The organism is Sporomusa rhizae (assembly GCF_041428845.1).
GTDB lineage: Bacteria > Bacillota > Negativicutes > Sporomusales > Sporomusaceae > Sporomusa > Sporomusa rhizae.
Genome location: NZ_CP156925.1, coordinates 3,439,880 through 3,455,679, shown reverse-complemented (window position 1 = coordinate 3,455,679; position 15,800 = coordinate 3,439,880). Strand labels below are relative to the sequence as shown.

Here is a 15,800-nt window from a genome sequence, read left to right as displayed (position 1 = left end):
CCCGTGTATATTAAAATAATTGGACCTTGTTGTGGTTGCAATTGCATTGTATACTAAAATACAAAATGAATAAAGTTATAGTAGATAAAAAGTGTACTCTCTATCAACCATTGACGCATTATTAAAGGAGATATAAGCAGATGAACAAAGAAATACAAGTAGACGAGGCGGTTATTCATTCTTTTCATCAAATGTGGGATGAATTTCCAGGGATTGCCCGCCTGATAAATAAAGAACACGTTGTTCTTGCAGCCAATAAGGTAGCAGAAGAAAAAGGATTTACAGAAGGTATCGTATGTGCAAGAGTGGGAGCTCCGGAATCGCATAAAGGTTGTATGGCGAATGTTATGCTAAAAACACAGATAGCCCAGCTTGATAGAACAGCACAAGATAAAATCCGGGGCTGGGTACCGGTAAAGGGATATGAAGAATTATTCGTTCACTTCACATTGACAATTCCAGAAAAGAAGTAATTTTAGAAAATAAGATGTATTATGCCAGTGTGGAGAGGCGAGCAAAGAGGCGGTTTATGACGTTCCCAAATTGTCATGGAATTGATTGATCGAAAAGGACGCATAGATGCCACCATGGACATAAAACCGGGGAAAGATTATAGATAGTTGATATAGTCTTTAATAGTATGCTAAAATTAGTTTATAATTTTTAAACTGGTAAATCATAATTTAATTATATATTTAAGTTTTCTAGGGTTCCGCAGTTTGTAACTGGCAGGTCCGAGAGAAAACACACAGTTAACTGTGTACACGGAAGGATAAAAGCCTGGGAGATATTTAAAAATATTTCCATGGCTTTTTTATTTTTTATTATTGAGGAGGTATACTTAAAATGCAAAAAAATAAGGATAATTTCAATTCTTGATAGTAACAATAAAGAAGTATTAATAAAGTAACTTGAGGGGGATAAGATGATGGGTGGTTTCAGTTATAAAGATATTTATATTGAAGATGGAAGAAGGGTATTGGAAGTTAACATACTTCCGGAAAAGCATTGTAACTTTGACTGCATATTTTGTCCTATTGGAAGGTCGCAAAATAAGATAGATACTCAAAAGTCATTTGATAAAATAGATAGTTCATTGATTGAACTAGAAAGCATGATAGAAAATACAAAAGCAGAATTAATCTTTATTAACTCAAAAGGAGAAGCCTTAGTACATGATAAAATTGGTGATATTATAGACTTTATCAAAGTCAAAGGTTTACCTGTAAGACTGCTTTCGAATGGCTATTTACTAGGTAGAGATGAGTATATAAGACTTGCTAATAAATGTGATGAGGTTGTTGGAGAGATAAAAATAATAACAGAAGAAGAGTTTCAAAAAATTCAAAGACCGATTGAAGGGTATACGTTAGGAGAATATATTTCCAATATGGTTTCCTTTAATAAACAATACAAAGGGAATTTTATATTTGAAATTACTATCATTAAAGGCTACAACGATGATAAAGAATCAATTCAAAAAATAAAAAATATTATCGAGGAAATAGCTCCCAACAAGATAATTGTTGCAAGACTGGAAGATGAAAGATTTAAGAAAAAACTTGGTATAACGGATGAAAGATTTGAGGAAATTTCAAATGCATTACTAAACAGTTAGTAATGCTCAACATAAAAACGACCACTTTTTATACCAAGTGGCCGTTTTTATCTTTTGGTGCAGACTTTTTTAAAGCAGTTGTTAAAAATCAATGTGTCGCGGGGACGGTTCTTTTGACACCCTTCTTAAATCTGTGCTACAATAACGCCAGGGGGGACTTTGGCACAGATAATATACTCTGTGCAGAAAATGTTGCTGGTAATAGGGACTAATAAGAGGAGGAATTTATGAAACTATTTAACTTGCGTTTGCTGCTGGTATTGAGTTTATTAATAGCCTTCGGAACGGTAGGTTCTGTCTGGGCAGAATCTTCCAATGCAACACCTTCAGTTAACTTGAAAACAGAACAATGGACAGGGCATAGCTTCACATTTCTTGCTCTGCCTGCTGATAAGCAAGCTGCCGGATACGAAATTTTTGCAGTAGATCAGGCAACTCAAGGATTTGAGGGTGATCAATCGGTACGTATTCCTTACGCACAACATGTTGGAAAACAAGTAACAGTTTCGGAAGTAATTCCCTATCCGGCTGGTCCTAATCAGCAGGAGTTTATGGTTTATATGACAGTAAATGATACACGAGAAAAATTGGTTGGCCGAACAATGCGCGGCCAAATCGAAGGCTTAGTTTTAACAGATGATCTGACGAAAGCAAAACAACAGTTTTTGGGTAAAACCATTTATCCAAAATTTAGGGAATTAACAGGAATGTACATTCCCGGTTCAAATAAAAACCCTATGGCAGTGCCCATCCCAATTGGCAGCCCTGTTACAGTGGTGGACGTATTTGCAGGCAATCAGTCTCAGGAACCCATCTGGCTGGTTGTTTCAGTTAACGGGGAAAAGGCAATTTTGCCCATAGCTTACAGCTGGACCAATATTCCCGTTACTTCTTGGACAGGAACACAACCGTGGCAAGACGCATTGTTTAGCGAAGATCCGCGACAGACTCTCGGCTGGTCCCACAACGTTTGGTATCAAATTGAAAACGGCAATGTTGAACCAGGTATGACTAAAGGGCAAGTACTGCTTAGCTGGGGCAAACCAGTACGCTCCGAAGCAGATGATTCAATCTGGATTTATGCAAATAAAAAAATCAACTTTTCCAGCGATGTAGTAGACACCGTTGAAGATGTTTCGACTAATCAGTAGAGAATAAAGCCATTTTAAAAAATGCCTGTGCCGGAGGACTCGTTCCCGCATCAATTGGAACGGGTTCTCCTGATAGCAGGTCTTAGCCATGTTACTGGGCTGGTTCCTTTGGACATGGTGATTTATGCTTCAATAAGTGGGGTGATAGGAGTGGCTAGGCAGGCAAGAAGCAAAAGTATAACAGGAATTTATCATGTTATGCTGCGTGGCAACGAACGTAAGCCGGTTTTTCTGGATGAAGAAGACAAGCGAAAATTTATTGATATTCTGTTGCAAAAAAAAGAAGGGGAAGCTAGCCTCGTGTATGCGTATTGCGTTATGGACAACCATGTGCATATGGTTATTCACGAAGCTGGTCAGTTATTAGACAGATTTATGAAGCGGATCGGTATAACCTATGCAGCCTACTTTAATAAAAAGTACCATCGGGTTGGGCATGTGTTTCAAGACCGTTTTCGTAGTGAACCAATTAATGATGAGGCCTATTTGTTGAGTGTTATACGGTACATACATAAAAATCCGTTCGGTCCGGAATACAGTCCGTCGCCAAACTATCTTTGGAGTAGTTATCCGTCGTATATGGGCTACAAAGATAGTATGCCATTGCTGCCTGAGATGGAAGACATACTTGGGCGCTTTTATTCCGATAGGAAGAGCGCACAGCAAGGATTCCAGGAATTTCATTTGACAGAGGAGGCGCAGTACTTCTTTTTGGATATGCCAGATGAAACCGGCGAAAATGCAGAGGATATTTTAAAGGGTTTTCTGCAGAGTCAGGCATGGTCAATGGGGGATTTGAAAAAGAATGAAAATCAACTTATCGTAAAAGAGTTGATTGAGATGTTGCTTGTCCGAAGCAAAATATCAGGCAGGCAAATAGCTCAGTTGACAGGGATCAACCGGGAGAAAGTTCGGAAAATGATTGTGTCGACGGAACCGTCCCCGTGACAATATATGTCGCTGGAACCGTCCCCGCGACAGCGTGTATCCTTCCTTTAAGGATATGTATAGTAAACAAAAAAAGTAAAACCACTAGAGCCTAGTGGTTTTTGTGTTTATAGCGGCAGTATCAGTAGAAACCTATAGATAGAGCCTATTCCATTCCGGCAAGTAATTAAAAACTATGTTTTTTCTGTGGAAAACCAGTCATTTCATAAAATTCAGGGTTTAATCTAAAGTTTAATTAATTTCATTGTCATGTGAGCGTACAGATTGAAGAAATGAATTACTTTACTATACCGTCTGGACGGTATATAATGATAGTAGAATTACTTATGGAGGAGAACCCTATGACGAAGAAAACAGAAACTAAAGAACAAATACTTAGAGCTGCCGCTGAAATTATAAATGTGGAAGGCGTATTTTCTCTAACTTTAGAAGCAGTTGCAAAAAAGGCAGGCATTAGTAAAGGAGGTCTGTTATACCATTTTCCAACTAAAGATGACTTATTTAATCAAGCAGAAGAAGATATTGATATGAATACAGCATTTTTGGCGGCTGTAGCAACAAATCCAGAACTACTAAAACAGATGGCTAAGAGTTTACAGGAAGTTCATACCAATATCGAAAACGATAACATCAATCCAATCATTGCGACTATTGTCAGACTTGCAGTTGACGGTATGTATTTTAATCAACTATATGGCATGAATTTACAAGAAGATACGCGCAAAAAAGTATTAAACTATTTAATTTCTTTGACTAAGGAGGAAAAATAATGAACGGGCAAGTGTATTTAGTTGCAGCAATTGTATTAGAGGTTTTTTCTACATCTATGATGAAATACTCGGCAGGTTTTACAAAACTTTATCCGAGTATTACTTTTGCTGTCGGCATGAGTGCTTCTTTTTATGCAGTTTCTCAAGCCATGACTACAATTCCATTAAATATTGCTTATGCAGTCTGGGCTGGTATGGGGACTGTTCTGACAGCTTTAGTAGCTGTTTTTGTTTGGAAAGAATCCATTAACGTCTATAGTGGTTTTGGAATAGCATTAATTGTCATCGGTGTTGTATTGCTTAACTTAAAGGGACCAGCCCATTAAGTCATTTCCAACGAAAAGAGAGACTATCCCCGAAATCTGCAGCTACACATAGATAGGACATACTGAAAGGAGGAAATAATAATCATTGTTTCAGTTTCCTTCTTTTTCCTGACTGTTTTATTGGGTATAATATACATATAGGAGGTGGCATCATCATGACCCTCGCAGAAAAACTCTTAAAGGATTTTGAAAAATTGCCCGAAGATAAAAAACGTCAAGTGATTGATTTTGTTGAATTTCTTAACAACAAGCATCAAAACGAATTGGCAACAGCCATGGATGATATTATTCGCGAAAACAAAGAGGCGCTGCTGGAGCTGGCTAAATGATGCGCTTGCTAACGGTTACGGATATCATCCTACTGCATAAGAAACTGATAGAACAAACCGGTGGCAGTCATGGCATTCGTGACGCTGGTTTAATTGAAAGCGCGGTAACCCGCGCCTTAGCTACTTTTGATGGACAAGATCTGTATACGACGGTGAAATCAAAAATTGCGGCTGTTACCTACAGCCTGGTAAGTAACCATGGTTTTGTTGACGGCAATAAGCGAGTAGGAGTAGCCGCCATGCTATTGCTACTTCGCATCAACGGCTACCGTTTGTCCTATACACAACAAGAACTAATTACGTTGGGTCTGTCAATTGCTGACGGTTCGGCCGCTGAAAACGATATATCTGATTGGATAGAAGACCATAAACAATAGACAGCCACATGGCTGTCTATTTTGATAGGTATAAACACTTGAACGAATCTGCTGCTTTAAACTAAAACAGCAGATTCATTCAAGTGTTTCTCTTTAATCCCATTAAAATAAGAGACAAAGAACACAAGACGGAGTTGAATAAGTTGAATAAAATGAAAGAAATCGTGCCATCGACATGTCGAATGTGTCATGGCGGCTGTCAGGTAAACGTCCATTTAGAAGAAGGGCGCGTGGTGAAGGTCACAGGAAATCCTGAAAGTGTAGTCAGCAAAGGGTATCTTTGTCCAAAAGGTGCGGCTTCACCGGAACTGCTATATCACCCAGATCGTCTTACCCATCCTCTACGGCGTATAGGTGCCCGTGGCGAAAACAAATGGGAAAGAATAAGCTGGGAAGAAGCCATTCAAGAGATCGTCGAAAAACTTGCTCATATCAAACAGACGGTTGGACCTCAGTATTTTGCATTGCTGCATGGGACAACCCGGCCCTACGTCGATATGGCGAGCCGGTTTTGCAATGCCTATGGAACACCAAACTATGTCAATGTCGCCCACAACTGCATGGGGCCGAGAACAATGGCCAGCGTATTTACGATTGGCAGCATGGTGGCTCCTGTACCTGATGTTTATGAACCGGGAGGCATCACGCCGAAATGCATTGTTCTTTGGGGGAGTAATGTTACAGAAATCGGCTCGGCGCAGGGAATGAACGCCGGAATTATGAAAAGAGCCTTAATTGCGGCCGAGAAAGTGATTGTTATTGATCCGCGACGGACTAAAGAAGCTGGTAGGTCGTCACAGTGGCTACAAATAATGCCGGGAAGTGATGGGGCGCTTGCCTTGGCGATGATTCATGTGATCATTGCAGAGGATTTAATAGATCATGAATTTGTCAGAGACTATACAGTAGGTTATTCTGAATTATTGGCACATGTGGGGGAGTATTCCCCTGAGTGGGCTGAAAAGATTACCGGTGTTTCCGCAGAACAGATCCGACTGGCTGCACGAACCTACGCGTCTGTTCGTCCGGCGGCTATTTATTGGGGTAGCGCAATCGATGCGAGCAAATGTAGCTTCCAAACCGCGCGTGCTATTATGATTTTGCGAGCCATAACAGGAAATATAGACGTTCCTGGTGGCGATATCATACCGGTGCCTGTAACGAATGTGAAGCTTAAATCGCAATTTGTTAACTCGGAGATTACCGGCAAATTGCTTCTGCCAATACAGAACCATCGGTTGGCGGTAGACTCTATCGCGGCAAAGAAGCAAAGCGAATTTCTTTCGGGAAAAGGAATGGCTTCGACATTTAAATTTCTTAATGTCTTGCAGAAAAAGGCATATCCACTTCTTACCAAGCTCAGTGCAAAAAAAACTCCTGCAGCGCAACTAAAAACGCTTAGCAAGTTGCGAACTTCGAAATATCCATTGTGTCCGGTCACGCATCCGCCGACCTTTTGGAAAAGTATCACAGCTAATGATCCTTATCGTGTGCAAGCGCTTTGGATCATGGGTTCAAATCCGCTGGTCACAATGACAGACCCTCTTGAAACAGAAAAAGCTCTCAAGCTTGTCGATTTCGTTGTGGTGTCCGATTTCTTCCTAACCCCCACCGCTCACTATGCGGACATCGTTCTCCCAGCATCTATGTGGCTGGAACAGGATGATGTTGTCAACACATTCGAGCAATGGTGCGTAACAAACAGAAAAAAAGTTGCTCAAATCGGTGAAACGAGGGACGACAGGGATGTATTGATTGAAATAGCCCGGAAATTGAAACTTGAAAAGGCCTTTCCCTGGGAAAACTATCGTGCATTTGTGGATGAAATGCTGGAGCCAGCAAACCTCGATTTTGACAGTTTTTCTAATAAACAAATCATTCAAGAAAAAATGCGGTACTTAAAGTACCGCGAACAAGGATTCAATACGCCTTCGAAAAAGGTGGAGCTCTTCTCTACAACTTTACTGGACATGAACATTTCCCCGGTGCCTGTATATCGAGCTGCTGTAAGCTCAGGCGCTGTAGTTCAGAGTCGGGATAAATATCCCCTGCTTTTGACAAGTGGTGCAAAATCCATGATGTTCTTCCATAGTGAAGGTCGTCAAATCAAATCACTTAGGAAAAACAACCCTGATCCAATTCTTGAAATCAATCATTCTGCGGCAGCATCTCGGGGTATAAATGATGGAGACTGGGTGTATATTGAGACGCCGGCGTGTAGAGTAAAAATGAAAGCCCGAATCACAGATGCCGTACTTCCAGAAGTAGTCAGCGCAGCGCACGGGTGGTGGTTTCCAGAGACTCCAGATTACGGGTGGCAGAAATCAAACATCAATATGTTGTTTACAGCAGATAATTTTGATCCTGATGTTGGGTCTGAATGTCTTCGTAGTGTGTTTTGTGAAGTATACTCCGCAATGCCCGGAGCGTGGGAGGGCTAATCTTCACAGGTTATAATGGAAATATTTTTAGACGAACCGAAAACTTCGGTTAGAGTCTTGCCAAACATTCGTTTAAATGTCCTGCTTAAATGCGCAGAATCAGCAAAATTGACTTCATGAGCAGCATGAGTGAACGAGTTACCGGCAACAATCGCATTTACGGCCTTCATAAGACGGGCCCATAGGATGTATTGCCTGATTGGAATTCCAACTTCTTCTTTGAAGAGATGCATCAATCGACTTTCAGAAATATGAACTAACCGACTGAGTTCTCGTATGTTTTTCTTCTCAGGGCTGGAGCGTAGCTCGGCCAAGACCCGCTTAACCCGGGGATCGAAAAGTTTATTAGTAGGAAGAATACCGAGAATATCCTTGATTAGGAGCGCAAGAGTACGATTTGCCTCTTCAGGAGTAGCTGTGGGGTGGGATAGATTTTTCAAAGCGTGTTTTGTTTCGGATTGGACAAGTTTATCTAGGATGAAGATGGCGGATTCACAGAGAAACTTATTTTTAAGTGCTTCTGCTGTAATTGTCTCAGGTTCCAATAACAGCACAACTTGCTCTCTATTGGAGCCGGTCAATTGGTGGGATACATCTTTATCCAGAAGAATTGCATCTGTTTCAATCCAATTGTCTTCGATAAGTATTCTGAAGGTGCCTTCGATGCTTATTATGATTTCCACATAATGATGAATGTGGGGCAATGTAGAGAGGCTTTGGTCCAGAATAAGCAAGCGGCTATTCCAAAAATAAATGGTCAATACAATCCCTCCTGGCGCTTATTTCTGCAATATTTCTGTATTTCCTGCCCTCAAAGCGCGAGAAAGCTAATTTTGCGTATCAGTCGATTCTATCAATGGCATGTGCGTAGTTCACGGGGTACAGGTGGCATCAAGGCGATACTGGAACAAGGATTCGGACATATTGTCAACACAGCTTCACTGCATAATGTGGGTGTTTACCCTAAACAATTGATTACATTTTTATATTTATGATAGCACTCGAAATGTAATAAGAATTAATACAGAAAGGAAAAATATGAATATTAAACTCGAAATTATTCCCAAATATCGTATCGCATACATGAGAAATATTTGCAGTAAAGTGTATTGTGTGAATGATGAGGTGCGTGGATATGAAATATCCATTTGAAAATAAGAAAGATCAGATAGTGTCTGAGAGACACGGAAATGTATTATCTTTTTTTGATAATAATTACCGCAGTCTTCGAGCTGACTGCGGTAATTGTTTTGGTTTGTGCTGTGTTGCTTTGTATTTTTCATCTATGGAAGGCTTCCCAAGCGATAAGGAGGCAGGTCAGCCTTGCAGCAATCTGCAAGCAGATTTTCACTGTTGTATTCACAAAAACCTCGAAGAAAAGGGCTTTAAAGGGTGTATTGCTTTTGATTGTTTTGGTGCGGGGCAGAAAGTTGCTCAAGTCAATTTCGCTGGACAAGATTGGCGAAAAGGCCAAAAACTTGCAAAGCAAATGTTTGCAGTATTCCTGCTTATGCAGCAGCTACATGAATTACTTTGGTATTTGACAGAAGCGCTTACGTTAAAAGCAGCCCGTCCCATCCATTGCGATCTTAGTACCATGCGTGATGAGACCGAACACCTTACTCACCTCAGTCCTGACTCTCTTATGCAACTGGACATAGTAGCACACCGAGCAAAAGTTAATATCCTGCTTCTAAAGACCAGTGAACTTGTACGAACTGAAGTTCGCCATGGGGTAAATGCTCATTTAGGGCGTCAGAAGACTTTTGGTCAAAGAGCGGACCTCATTGCTGCTGATCTCAGAAAGGTCGATTTGAGAGGAGCTGATTTAAGAGGAGCCTGCCTTATTGCTGCCGACCTTAGAGGAAACGAGTTGTTTGGAACTGATTTCATCGGTGCGGATTTCCGAGACGCTGATATTAGAGGAGCCGACCTTTCCAAAAGTATCTTTCTCACTCAAGCCCAAATCAACGCAGCGAAGGGAGACACAAGCACAAAGTTGCCGCCATCGCTTACTCGCCCAACGCACTGGGCCTTAAAAAACATGATAAATTGACATACATATTAGATATACTGGTTGCATTGCTATTTGCCAGTATTACTTGACAATACGTTTAAAACCTCATTGATATCGGGCAATTGCGCGGAAGGGTACACTTTTACCCACATTACTTTGCCATTCTCATCAACAATGATGTTAGCCCGTTCGGAATAACCATCTTGTTCACGGAATATTCCGTAGTCCATGGCTACCTTGCCATGAGGCCAAAAGTCGGCTAGAATGCGCACCAGCTTTAATTGTAACGCATCAGCCCATATCTTTTTACAGGGCGTGGGATCGACACTAAAGCCCAGAGGTACAGTGTTAAGGCTTTGAAAGGTTTGGTAGTTTGTTTCCAGAGCGCGCATTTGGTCGGTACAGACAGGTGTCCAAGCCAAAGGATGCCAAGAAAGGAGTACTTTTTTGCCGCGGTAGTTTGTCAGAGTAACATATTGTTCATTGTTATCAGTCAAAGTAAAATTTGGCGCAGCATCGCCAACAGAAATAAGTTTCATTTCACAACCCCTTTTTGCTAAATTTACTAGTAGCGTACCCAAAAATATAGACTTGCTATGTGTAATTTGAAAGAAGCAGGGGACAGTATGACACAAGGGACGTCAGGCCGTGTAAAAACCTTCATATTTCAATCTATGGATACGAAGTCGAGTAAAAGCGCGCCGTGAGGCAGGCCACTACTCGACTTCGTATCTTCCAAACCGCTGTTTGGCAGTATTGGTTGTATGAAGCACTGAATTCGTACGTCACAACAACAGTTTTTTGGTTGTGATGGTTACGCCTCTTAAGCGACGGTGTAGATTTTTACGTCAGGGGTGGCGCTCCAGAGCGGTTTTAGCCCGACAAATACATCATTTTTAAACATTTCGCTGTCGAGATAGGCCTTTGCATTTTCAACGCTATCAAAACCATGAAGAACCTGTACATCTTCGTCGCGGATAAGAAGCTCTTTAGTAAGCGCTCCTTTGATTTGGTTTAAGAAAGGCTGCCGATAGTCCTTATAGACCTTTGCTGCTGCCGGACGATTGGCGTTGTTAATTACCATTGTGATTTCCAAGTATGCTTTTACACTCATGTTAATCCCTCCATATAGTATGTTTATGGTTTAACCACAGTCAAAGTATAACAAAGCAACTCGGAGAGGCAAATATATTAGTAATTTTATAAGTAACTAATAATTTTCATAGTAATGGCATTATAATAACTGGTCACACGTCCTACAGGGCGGGAGCTTTTTCTCTAATTGATCTTTTGTTTGTTGCCGTGACCAAAGGCAAATACTCTGGAGAATTGGTAATACAGACTTACCTTTTTCAGTCAAAGAATATTCAACTTTTGGCGGTATTTCATTATACTGCTTTCGGTTAATTAATTCATCTGCAATAAGCTCTTTCAACATAGAAGCGAGCACTGCATCGGTTATATCGCCAAGCTCTTTTCTAATTTCATTGTAACGCATAACACTATTTGCAGATAGAACACAAATAATTCTTGATTTCCATTTGCCACCAAAGATGTTAAGCCCATATTCGAGAGGACACATAATCTCTTTTTCTATTTTGGGTTCATATTTCATACTAAGCCACCTAACTCTATATTTTATAGTAACTATAGCAATCGAAAGTAATAGTGTCAACCGCAAATGGGATATAATAAAATCCACACGTAGTAGTTACTTAGTAAATGCAGGACTTGGCATCGCCTTTCTTCCGGCATATTGGCAACAAGGGAACGCTCCATTGAAAGGTGCAAAACAACTTCTTAATAAGTTGCTTGAAAGCCTCAAGTTGTTTTCATTCAAGTATGCTGCAATTGAAGTGGAATATCCTTACACTAATAAAACGATTAGCGCCATGCAACAAAGTGGAAAAATCATATCGGTAATACAGGATAAATGTAATGATGTAACTTGTTTAATAATTGTTAAGGTATAATCTTGGGTTTAAAGACAAAGAGGATGTTAGGCTGAGTTCCGTGGGGGAATAAATGTTGAAATTTTGGTTTCGCACAGTCTGACGTTCCTTAGTGGCCCTTGTGTCTGAAAAATGCTAATAGAGGACGACCTAGGTCAAGGTTTGACTTAGGTCGTCCTCTGTTTTTAAATGCACAAAAAATTTAAGTATAACGATAAAGAATAGATAATGAAGATTCAATATATATATATTTGACATAGCATTTTCTTAAAGAGAGGAGTTTATAAATTGAGAAAACTAATTAACCTTGAGGTAAATGAAAAACAGCTAAAGAAAAATGCTCAGATAGCAAAGGAACGGAATATACGCATTCCAACTTTGGAACAGATGAAGAATCCTAAGAATTCTCCCAAAATAATTAAAGAGAAACTGAAAACGACTGGTCTTTGGGATATTGATCCTGTTAATTTATTTAGAATCACTTGGAAAAATGAGCCGTTAGAAACTGGCGGTTTGTATCAAGATTTACCGAATTACATGGAAATACCTAGTGAAATTACAGGAGTAAAGGCGAGAATATTTGCAATGGCAGGTAAATTCTTTCCCATTGGTGCACATAAAGTAGGGGCAAGTTTTGCATGCTTGGTACCAAGACTGATTACAGGCCAATTTGACCCGTCTTTTCATGAAGCGGTATGGCCATCGACGGGAAACTACTGCCGGGGCGGAGCCTATAATTCTACGTTGCTTGGCTGCAAATCGATTGCTATATTGCCGGAAAACATGAGTAAAGAACGATTTCAATGGCTAAGCAAGGTTGCTGGGGAAGTAATTGCAACACCGGGATGTGAAAGCAACGTAAAAGAAATTTACGATAAAACGTGGGAACTGAAGAAAACCAGAGAGAATGTTGTCATCTTTAACCAGTTTGGTGAGCTGGGTAATCACCTCTGGCATTACGAAGTGACCGGAAATGCCATGGACGAGATTATTCGGGCCGAGGCCGGAAAAAACGGAAAACTGGCCGGTGTGTGCCTGACATCCGGATCAGCCGGTATCCTGGGTTGCGGTGATTTTCTTAAAGAGCGTTATCCCGGTGCTAAACTTGCTGTTGGCGAGGCCGTCCAGTGCCCGACATTGCTGAACAACGGGTTTGGCGATCATCGCATTGAAGGTATTGGCGACAAACATGTGCCGTGGATTCATAATGTAAAGAACACAGATATGATTATCGGTATTGATGACATTGACAGCTTAAAAATGTTCCGCTTATTCAATGAACCGGAAGGTCGGAAATATTTACAAAGTACCGGCATCTCTGCTGACGCCATTGAAAAACTCTCATGGGTTGGCATTTCCGGCGCAGCCAATATTATCTCTTGTATTAAGTTCGCCAAATACTACGAGCTTACCGAAAACGATATTATCATGACTGTTCTTACTGATTCTGCTGAAATGTATCAATCGAGACTGGCGGAAATGGAGACAGAGTACGGTAAATATACTTTGGCGAATGCCGCGCTGGATCATGGAATATCAGTGCTCGGGCTGCGGACAGATCATGTTGAAGAATTGACTTATCAGGGTAAGAAACGTATTCACAATTTGAAGTATTATACCTGGATTGAACAGCAAATGTATGATGTAAATGAACTGAATGAGCAATGGTATGATTATGACAATTACTGGGGGAGACTGCATCAGATGGGACCAGAAGTAGATCAATTGATAAATCAATTTAACTATCTGATTGACAATTAATATCAATTCGGGAAATACCTGAATGGAAATTACAGAGGTGTTAATATTTCTTCTTCTTGCTATAACTTAACAACCACCGTACCACTGGTAACGGTGAAAAATGGCCTCAACCCTTGAAAATGCAGGGTTGGGGCCGCTTTCCTGATTGCCCTACGAATGTGGAAAGTGGATGCATCTTTGGGGATGGAGTTGTCGGCATTGTTGAAAACTGATCCGTAACCCAGTATAATTTAAATGGCATTCACACTTGACGAATAATGTGAAGTATTAAATTAAGTAGATAGGCGGATACGTTATGAAAATTTCCAAGAATGATGCGTTGATATGGTTTGATTTTTTTTCACAATTGCCTGAGGAAGAGGAAATTAGTATAAAACATGAAGAAATCATTTACTCTACTTTTGCGCAGATTGAGGCAGCAGTTGATCAAAGAAATGATACCTTGATGTCCGAAATTAGAGGCTTGAAAACATTGGAAAATAGAACTTTTTTTGTGGGAAATGAAAGCAAATTCCCCCAAGGATGTCGTTCTTGCCTGTTGGGTACTGGGTTAAGTGCAATTAGGAAAACAAACAAATGTAATTTAGAGTGTAAGTTCTGTTATAATTATGGCGAACTAGAAGATATTCATCCAGTTGGAGAAGGTATGTGGGAAATTGGCGGCACAAAATATTACGAGAAGGATATTGATTTGCTGCTTTCCATTTATCAAAAACCTACTGGCATTTCCTACGTTTTTTTAGAACCTTTTATGGAAATTGAAAAATACTATTCGATTATAAAGAAATTTAGCGATGATCAAATTTATCAACATTTATACACAAATGGCACGTTAGCTACAGAAGAGACATTGAAAGCATTAGCTGAAGCCGGTCTTAATGAGATACGTTTCAACCTGGGTGCTTCTAATTGCTCGGACAAAGTAATTAAAAATATTGGCTTAGCGAAAAAATATATTAAAAGTGTAGGTATCGAAACTCCAATGACTCCTGAGTTTTTCGAAGTGTTTTTTAAGAAAAAGCAAGCAATCTTCGATACAAAACTCGATTTTATCAATTGTGCGGAATTACATTTAAATGAGAATAACATAGGTAATTATTATGGGGAAAATATGTATATTTCCCGGCATGGCTATATATCTCCAATCTGGAGTAGGGAATTAACTCTGAAATTCATGAAAATAGCTGATGAAGAAAACTGGGATTTAGCAGTTCATGATTGCTCAAACTACACAAAGTTTGCAAGAAGCTTAAATTTGAACAGCAAAGCGGGTATGTTGTTCGGAGCCAGTAATTATGCCTGTGAGTTTTCTATGATTCCATACGAAATATTTATACCAATACTGAATGATGACAATTTCAAATTTTTGAATGAAGAAGAATTGCCTGACGACTATAAACCAGAAATTATAGATTTTTAGAATATCAAAATCGTTGTTTAAATCAATCAATACACAACTACAGAACAAACCGTTGATAAGGAGGAAAGAGGAAAGATGAAAATCATCGGATTTATCGCAAGTCCACGGAACGAAGGCAATACCGCCTGGACAGTAAACAAGATACTCGAAGGTGCGAAAGAACAGGGCGCCGAAACTCAATCCTGGTATTCCAGCGATCTTGATATCAAACCGTGCCAGAGTTGTTATGGCTGCAAACAGGGCGATCAGGGTTGTATTATCAACGACGACATGCAGAAACTTTATGACGCGATTGAGCATGCCGATGCCCTTGTTCTCGGTTCGCCGGTTTACATGGGGCAGATGAGTGCTCAGGCGAAGATATTCACCGACAGGTTGTTTGCGCGATTCTCTCCGCGATTTTCTCCGTATTTCAAAGAAGAAAATGCCGCGCAAAAAAAGCTGATTCTTGTGTTTACTCAGGGTAATCCTGATCCCGGCCTGTTCCAGTTGTATTTTGATTATACGAAAAACATATTTCAGTTGCTGGAATTTGATGTTAAAGAGGTACAAGTCGTTGCCGGTATGCGAAATGAACCAGCGCAGGAAAGAAAAGATCTGCACACTGTCATGAAGGATATCGGCTCATCGTTGGTTTCGGAACAATTCCCGGAATAATGAGGATATTGCAAGATACCTATTGATTATGAA

General features: G+C 40.2%; 17 protein-coding genes and 1 riboswitch. Of the genes, 13 read left to right on the top strand and 4 right to left on the bottom strand.

Annotated elements, in window-relative coordinates; genetic code table 11:
• The first annotated feature begins 140 nt into the window (after positions 1-140).
• The 9 genes from SRRS_RS16320 (at position 141) to SRRS_RS16280 (ending at position 7,960) form a co-directional block, all read left to right on the top strand.
• Positions 141-473 (top strand): hypothetical protein, encoded by a 333-nt coding sequence (locus SRRS_RS16320; RefSeq protein WP_371362010.1) that lies wholly within the window; start codon positions 141-143, stop codon positions 471-473.
• A 220-nt stretch (positions 474-693) separates the two neighbouring features.
• Positions 694-789: riboswitch (guanidine-I (ykkC/yxkD leader) on the top strand.
• 136 nt (positions 790-925) lie between these two features.
• Complete coding sequence (locus tag SRRS_RS16315) at positions 926-1,618, top strand: radical SAM protein (RefSeq protein WP_371362008.1); 693 nt, start codon at positions 926-928, stop codon at positions 1,616-1,618.
• 227 nt (positions 1,619-1,845) lie between these two features.
• Entirely contained in the window at positions 1,846-2,769 is a 924-nt protein-coding gene (locus tag SRRS_RS16310) for a hypothetical protein (protein ID WP_371362007.1), read from the top strand.
• Positions 2,770-2,919: 150 nt separating this feature from the next.
• Positions 2,920-3,717 carry a transposase gene (locus SRRS_RS16305; RefSeq protein WP_371362006.1) on the top strand — a complete coding sequence of 266 codons (798 nt, stop codon included), beginning with the start codon at positions 2,920-2,922 and terminating at the stop codon, positions 3,715-3,717.
• Positions 3,718-4,058: 341 nt separating this feature from the next.
• A complete protein-coding gene (locus SRRS_RS16300) occupies positions 4,059-4,487 on the top strand; it encodes a TetR/AcrR family transcriptional regulator (protein ID WP_371362004.1) in 429 nt (142 codons plus the stop codon).
• Positions 4,487-4,813 (top strand): multidrug efflux SMR transporter, encoded by a 327-nt coding sequence (locus SRRS_RS16295; RefSeq protein WP_371362003.1) that lies wholly within the window; start codon positions 4,487-4,489, stop codon positions 4,811-4,813. The genes SRRS_RS16300 and SRRS_RS16295 overlap by 1 nt, the downstream gene beginning before the upstream one ends.
• Before the next feature lie 155 nt (positions 4,814-4,968).
• Positions 4,969-5,142, top strand: coding sequence for a DUF2281 domain-containing protein (locus SRRS_RS16290; protein WP_371362002.1), 174 nt, complete (start codon positions 4,969-4,971; stop codon positions 5,140-5,142).
• Positions 5,139-5,519 carry a type II toxin-antitoxin system death-on-curing family toxin gene (locus SRRS_RS16285; RefSeq protein WP_371362000.1) on the top strand — a complete coding sequence of 127 codons (381 nt, stop codon included), beginning with the start codon at positions 5,139-5,141 and terminating at the stop codon, positions 5,517-5,519. Before SRRS_RS16290 ends, SRRS_RS16285 begins: the two co-directional genes overlap by 4 nt.
• Positions 5,520-5,602: 83 nt before the next feature.
• Positions 5,603-7,960, top strand: a complete 2,358-nt coding sequence (locus tag SRRS_RS16280; RefSeq protein WP_371361998.1) for a molybdopterin-dependent oxidoreductase — start codon at positions 5,603-5,605, stop codon at positions 7,958-7,960.
• On the opposite strand, the gene SRRS_RS16275 is transcribed toward SRRS_RS16280, so the two are convergent.
• Positions 7,957-8,721 (bottom strand): helix-turn-helix domain-containing protein, encoded by a 765-nt coding sequence (locus SRRS_RS16275; protein ID WP_371361996.1) that lies wholly within the window; start codon positions 8,719-8,721, stop codon positions 7,957-7,959. The genes SRRS_RS16280 and SRRS_RS16275 overlap by 4 nt on opposite strands.
• 374 nt (positions 8,722-9,095) lie before the next feature.
• Between SRRS_RS16275 and SRRS_RS16270 the strand changes: the two genes are divergently transcribed.
• Positions 9,096-10,016, top strand: coding sequence for a pentapeptide repeat-containing protein (locus SRRS_RS16270; protein ID WP_371361994.1), 921 nt, complete (start codon positions 9,096-9,098; stop codon positions 10,014-10,016).
• A 29-nt stretch (positions 10,017-10,045) separates the two neighbouring features.
• Here the strand turns inward: SRRS_RS16270 and SRRS_RS16265 are convergent, their stop codons facing one another.
• The 3 genes from SRRS_RS16265 to SRRS_RS16255 all read right to left on the bottom strand — a co-directional run bounded on the left by SRRS_RS16265 (position 10,046) and on the right by SRRS_RS16255 (position 11,592).
• Positions 10,046-10,516: a redoxin domain-containing protein gene (locus SRRS_RS16265; RefSeq protein ID WP_371361993.1), complete on the bottom strand. Its 471-nt coding sequence runs from the start codon at positions 10,514-10,516 to the stop codon at positions 10,046-10,048.
• Between the two features lie 284 nt (positions 10,517-10,800).
• Entirely contained in the window at positions 10,801-11,091 is a 291-nt protein-coding gene (locus SRRS_RS16260) for a hypothetical protein (RefSeq protein ID WP_371361992.1), read from the bottom strand.
• Between the two features lie 120 nt (positions 11,092-11,211).
• Positions 11,212-11,592, bottom strand: coding sequence for a winged helix-turn-helix transcriptional regulator (locus tag SRRS_RS16255; protein WP_371361990.1), 381 nt, complete (start codon positions 11,590-11,592; stop codon positions 11,212-11,214).
• A gap of 625 nt (positions 11,593-12,217) precedes the next feature.
• On the opposite strand from SRRS_RS16255, the gene SRRS_RS16250 reads away from it, so the two are divergent.
• The 3 genes from SRRS_RS16250 (at position 12,218) to SRRS_RS16240 (ending at position 15,767) form a co-directional block, all read left to right on the top strand.
• Positions 12,218-13,690, top strand: a complete 1,473-nt coding sequence (locus tag SRRS_RS16250) for a pyridoxal-phosphate dependent enzyme (protein WP_371361989.1) — start codon at positions 12,218-12,220, stop codon at positions 13,688-13,690.
• A gap of 295 nt (positions 13,691-13,985) precedes the next feature.
• Positions 13,986-15,110 (top strand): radical SAM protein, encoded by a 1,125-nt coding sequence (locus SRRS_RS16245; RefSeq protein WP_371361988.1) that lies wholly within the window; start codon positions 13,986-13,988, stop codon positions 15,108-15,110.
• A 75-nt stretch (positions 15,111-15,185) separates the two neighbouring features.
• Complete coding sequence (locus SRRS_RS16240) at positions 15,186-15,767, top strand: flavodoxin family protein (RefSeq protein WP_371361986.1); 582 nt, start codon at positions 15,186-15,188, stop codon at positions 15,765-15,767.
• Positions 15,768-15,800: the final 33 nt, after the last annotated feature.

Excerpts from the sequence above, each read along its gene's own strand:
- SRRS_RS16320 (WP_371362010.1), top strand. The coding sequence starts at position 141 with ATGAACAAAGAAATACAAGTAGACGAGGCGGTTATTCATTCTTTTCAT.
- SRRS_RS16315 (WP_371362008.1), top strand. The coding sequence starts at position 926 with ATGATGGGTGGTTTCAGTTATAAAGATATTTATATTGAAGATGGAAGA.
- SRRS_RS16310 (WP_371362007.1), top strand. The coding sequence starts at position 1,846 with ATGAAACTATTTAACTTGCGTTTGCTGCTGGTATTGAGTTTATTAATA.
- SRRS_RS16300 (WP_371362004.1), top strand. The coding sequence starts at position 4,059 with ATGACGAAGAAAACAGAAACTAAAGAACAAATACTTAGAGCTGCCGCT.
- SRRS_RS16295 (WP_371362003.1), top strand. The coding sequence starts at position 4,487 with ATGAACGGGCAAGTGTATTTAGTTGCAGCAATTGTATTAGAGGTTTTT.
- SRRS_RS16290 (WP_371362002.1), top strand. The coding sequence starts at position 4,969 with ATGACCCTCGCAGAAAAACTCTTAAAGGATTTTGAAAAATTGCCCGAA.
- SRRS_RS16285 (WP_371362000.1), top strand. The coding sequence starts at position 5,139 with ATGATGCGCTTGCTAACGGTTACGGATATCATCCTACTGCATAAGAAA.
- SRRS_RS16270 (WP_371361994.1), top strand. The coding sequence starts at position 9,096 with ATGAAATATCCATTTGAAAATAAGAAAGATCAGATAGTGTCTGAGAGA.
- SRRS_RS16265 (WP_371361993.1), bottom strand. The coding sequence starts at position 10,516 with ATGAAACTTATTTCTGTTGGCGATGCTGCGCCAAATTTTACTTTGACT.
- SRRS_RS16260 (WP_371361992.1), bottom strand. The coding sequence starts at position 11,091 with ATGAGTGTAAAAGCATACTTGGAAATCACAATGGTAATTAACAACGCC.
- SRRS_RS16255 (WP_371361990.1), bottom strand. The coding sequence starts at position 11,592 with ATGAAATATGAACCCAAAATAGAAAAAGAGATTATGTGTCCTCTCGAA.
- SRRS_RS16245 (WP_371361988.1), top strand. The coding sequence starts at position 13,986 with ATGAAAATTTCCAAGAATGATGCGTTGATATGGTTTGATTTTTTTTCA.
- SRRS_RS16240 (WP_371361986.1), top strand. The coding sequence starts at position 15,186 with ATGAAAATCATCGGATTTATCGCAAGTCCACGGAACGAAGGCAATACC.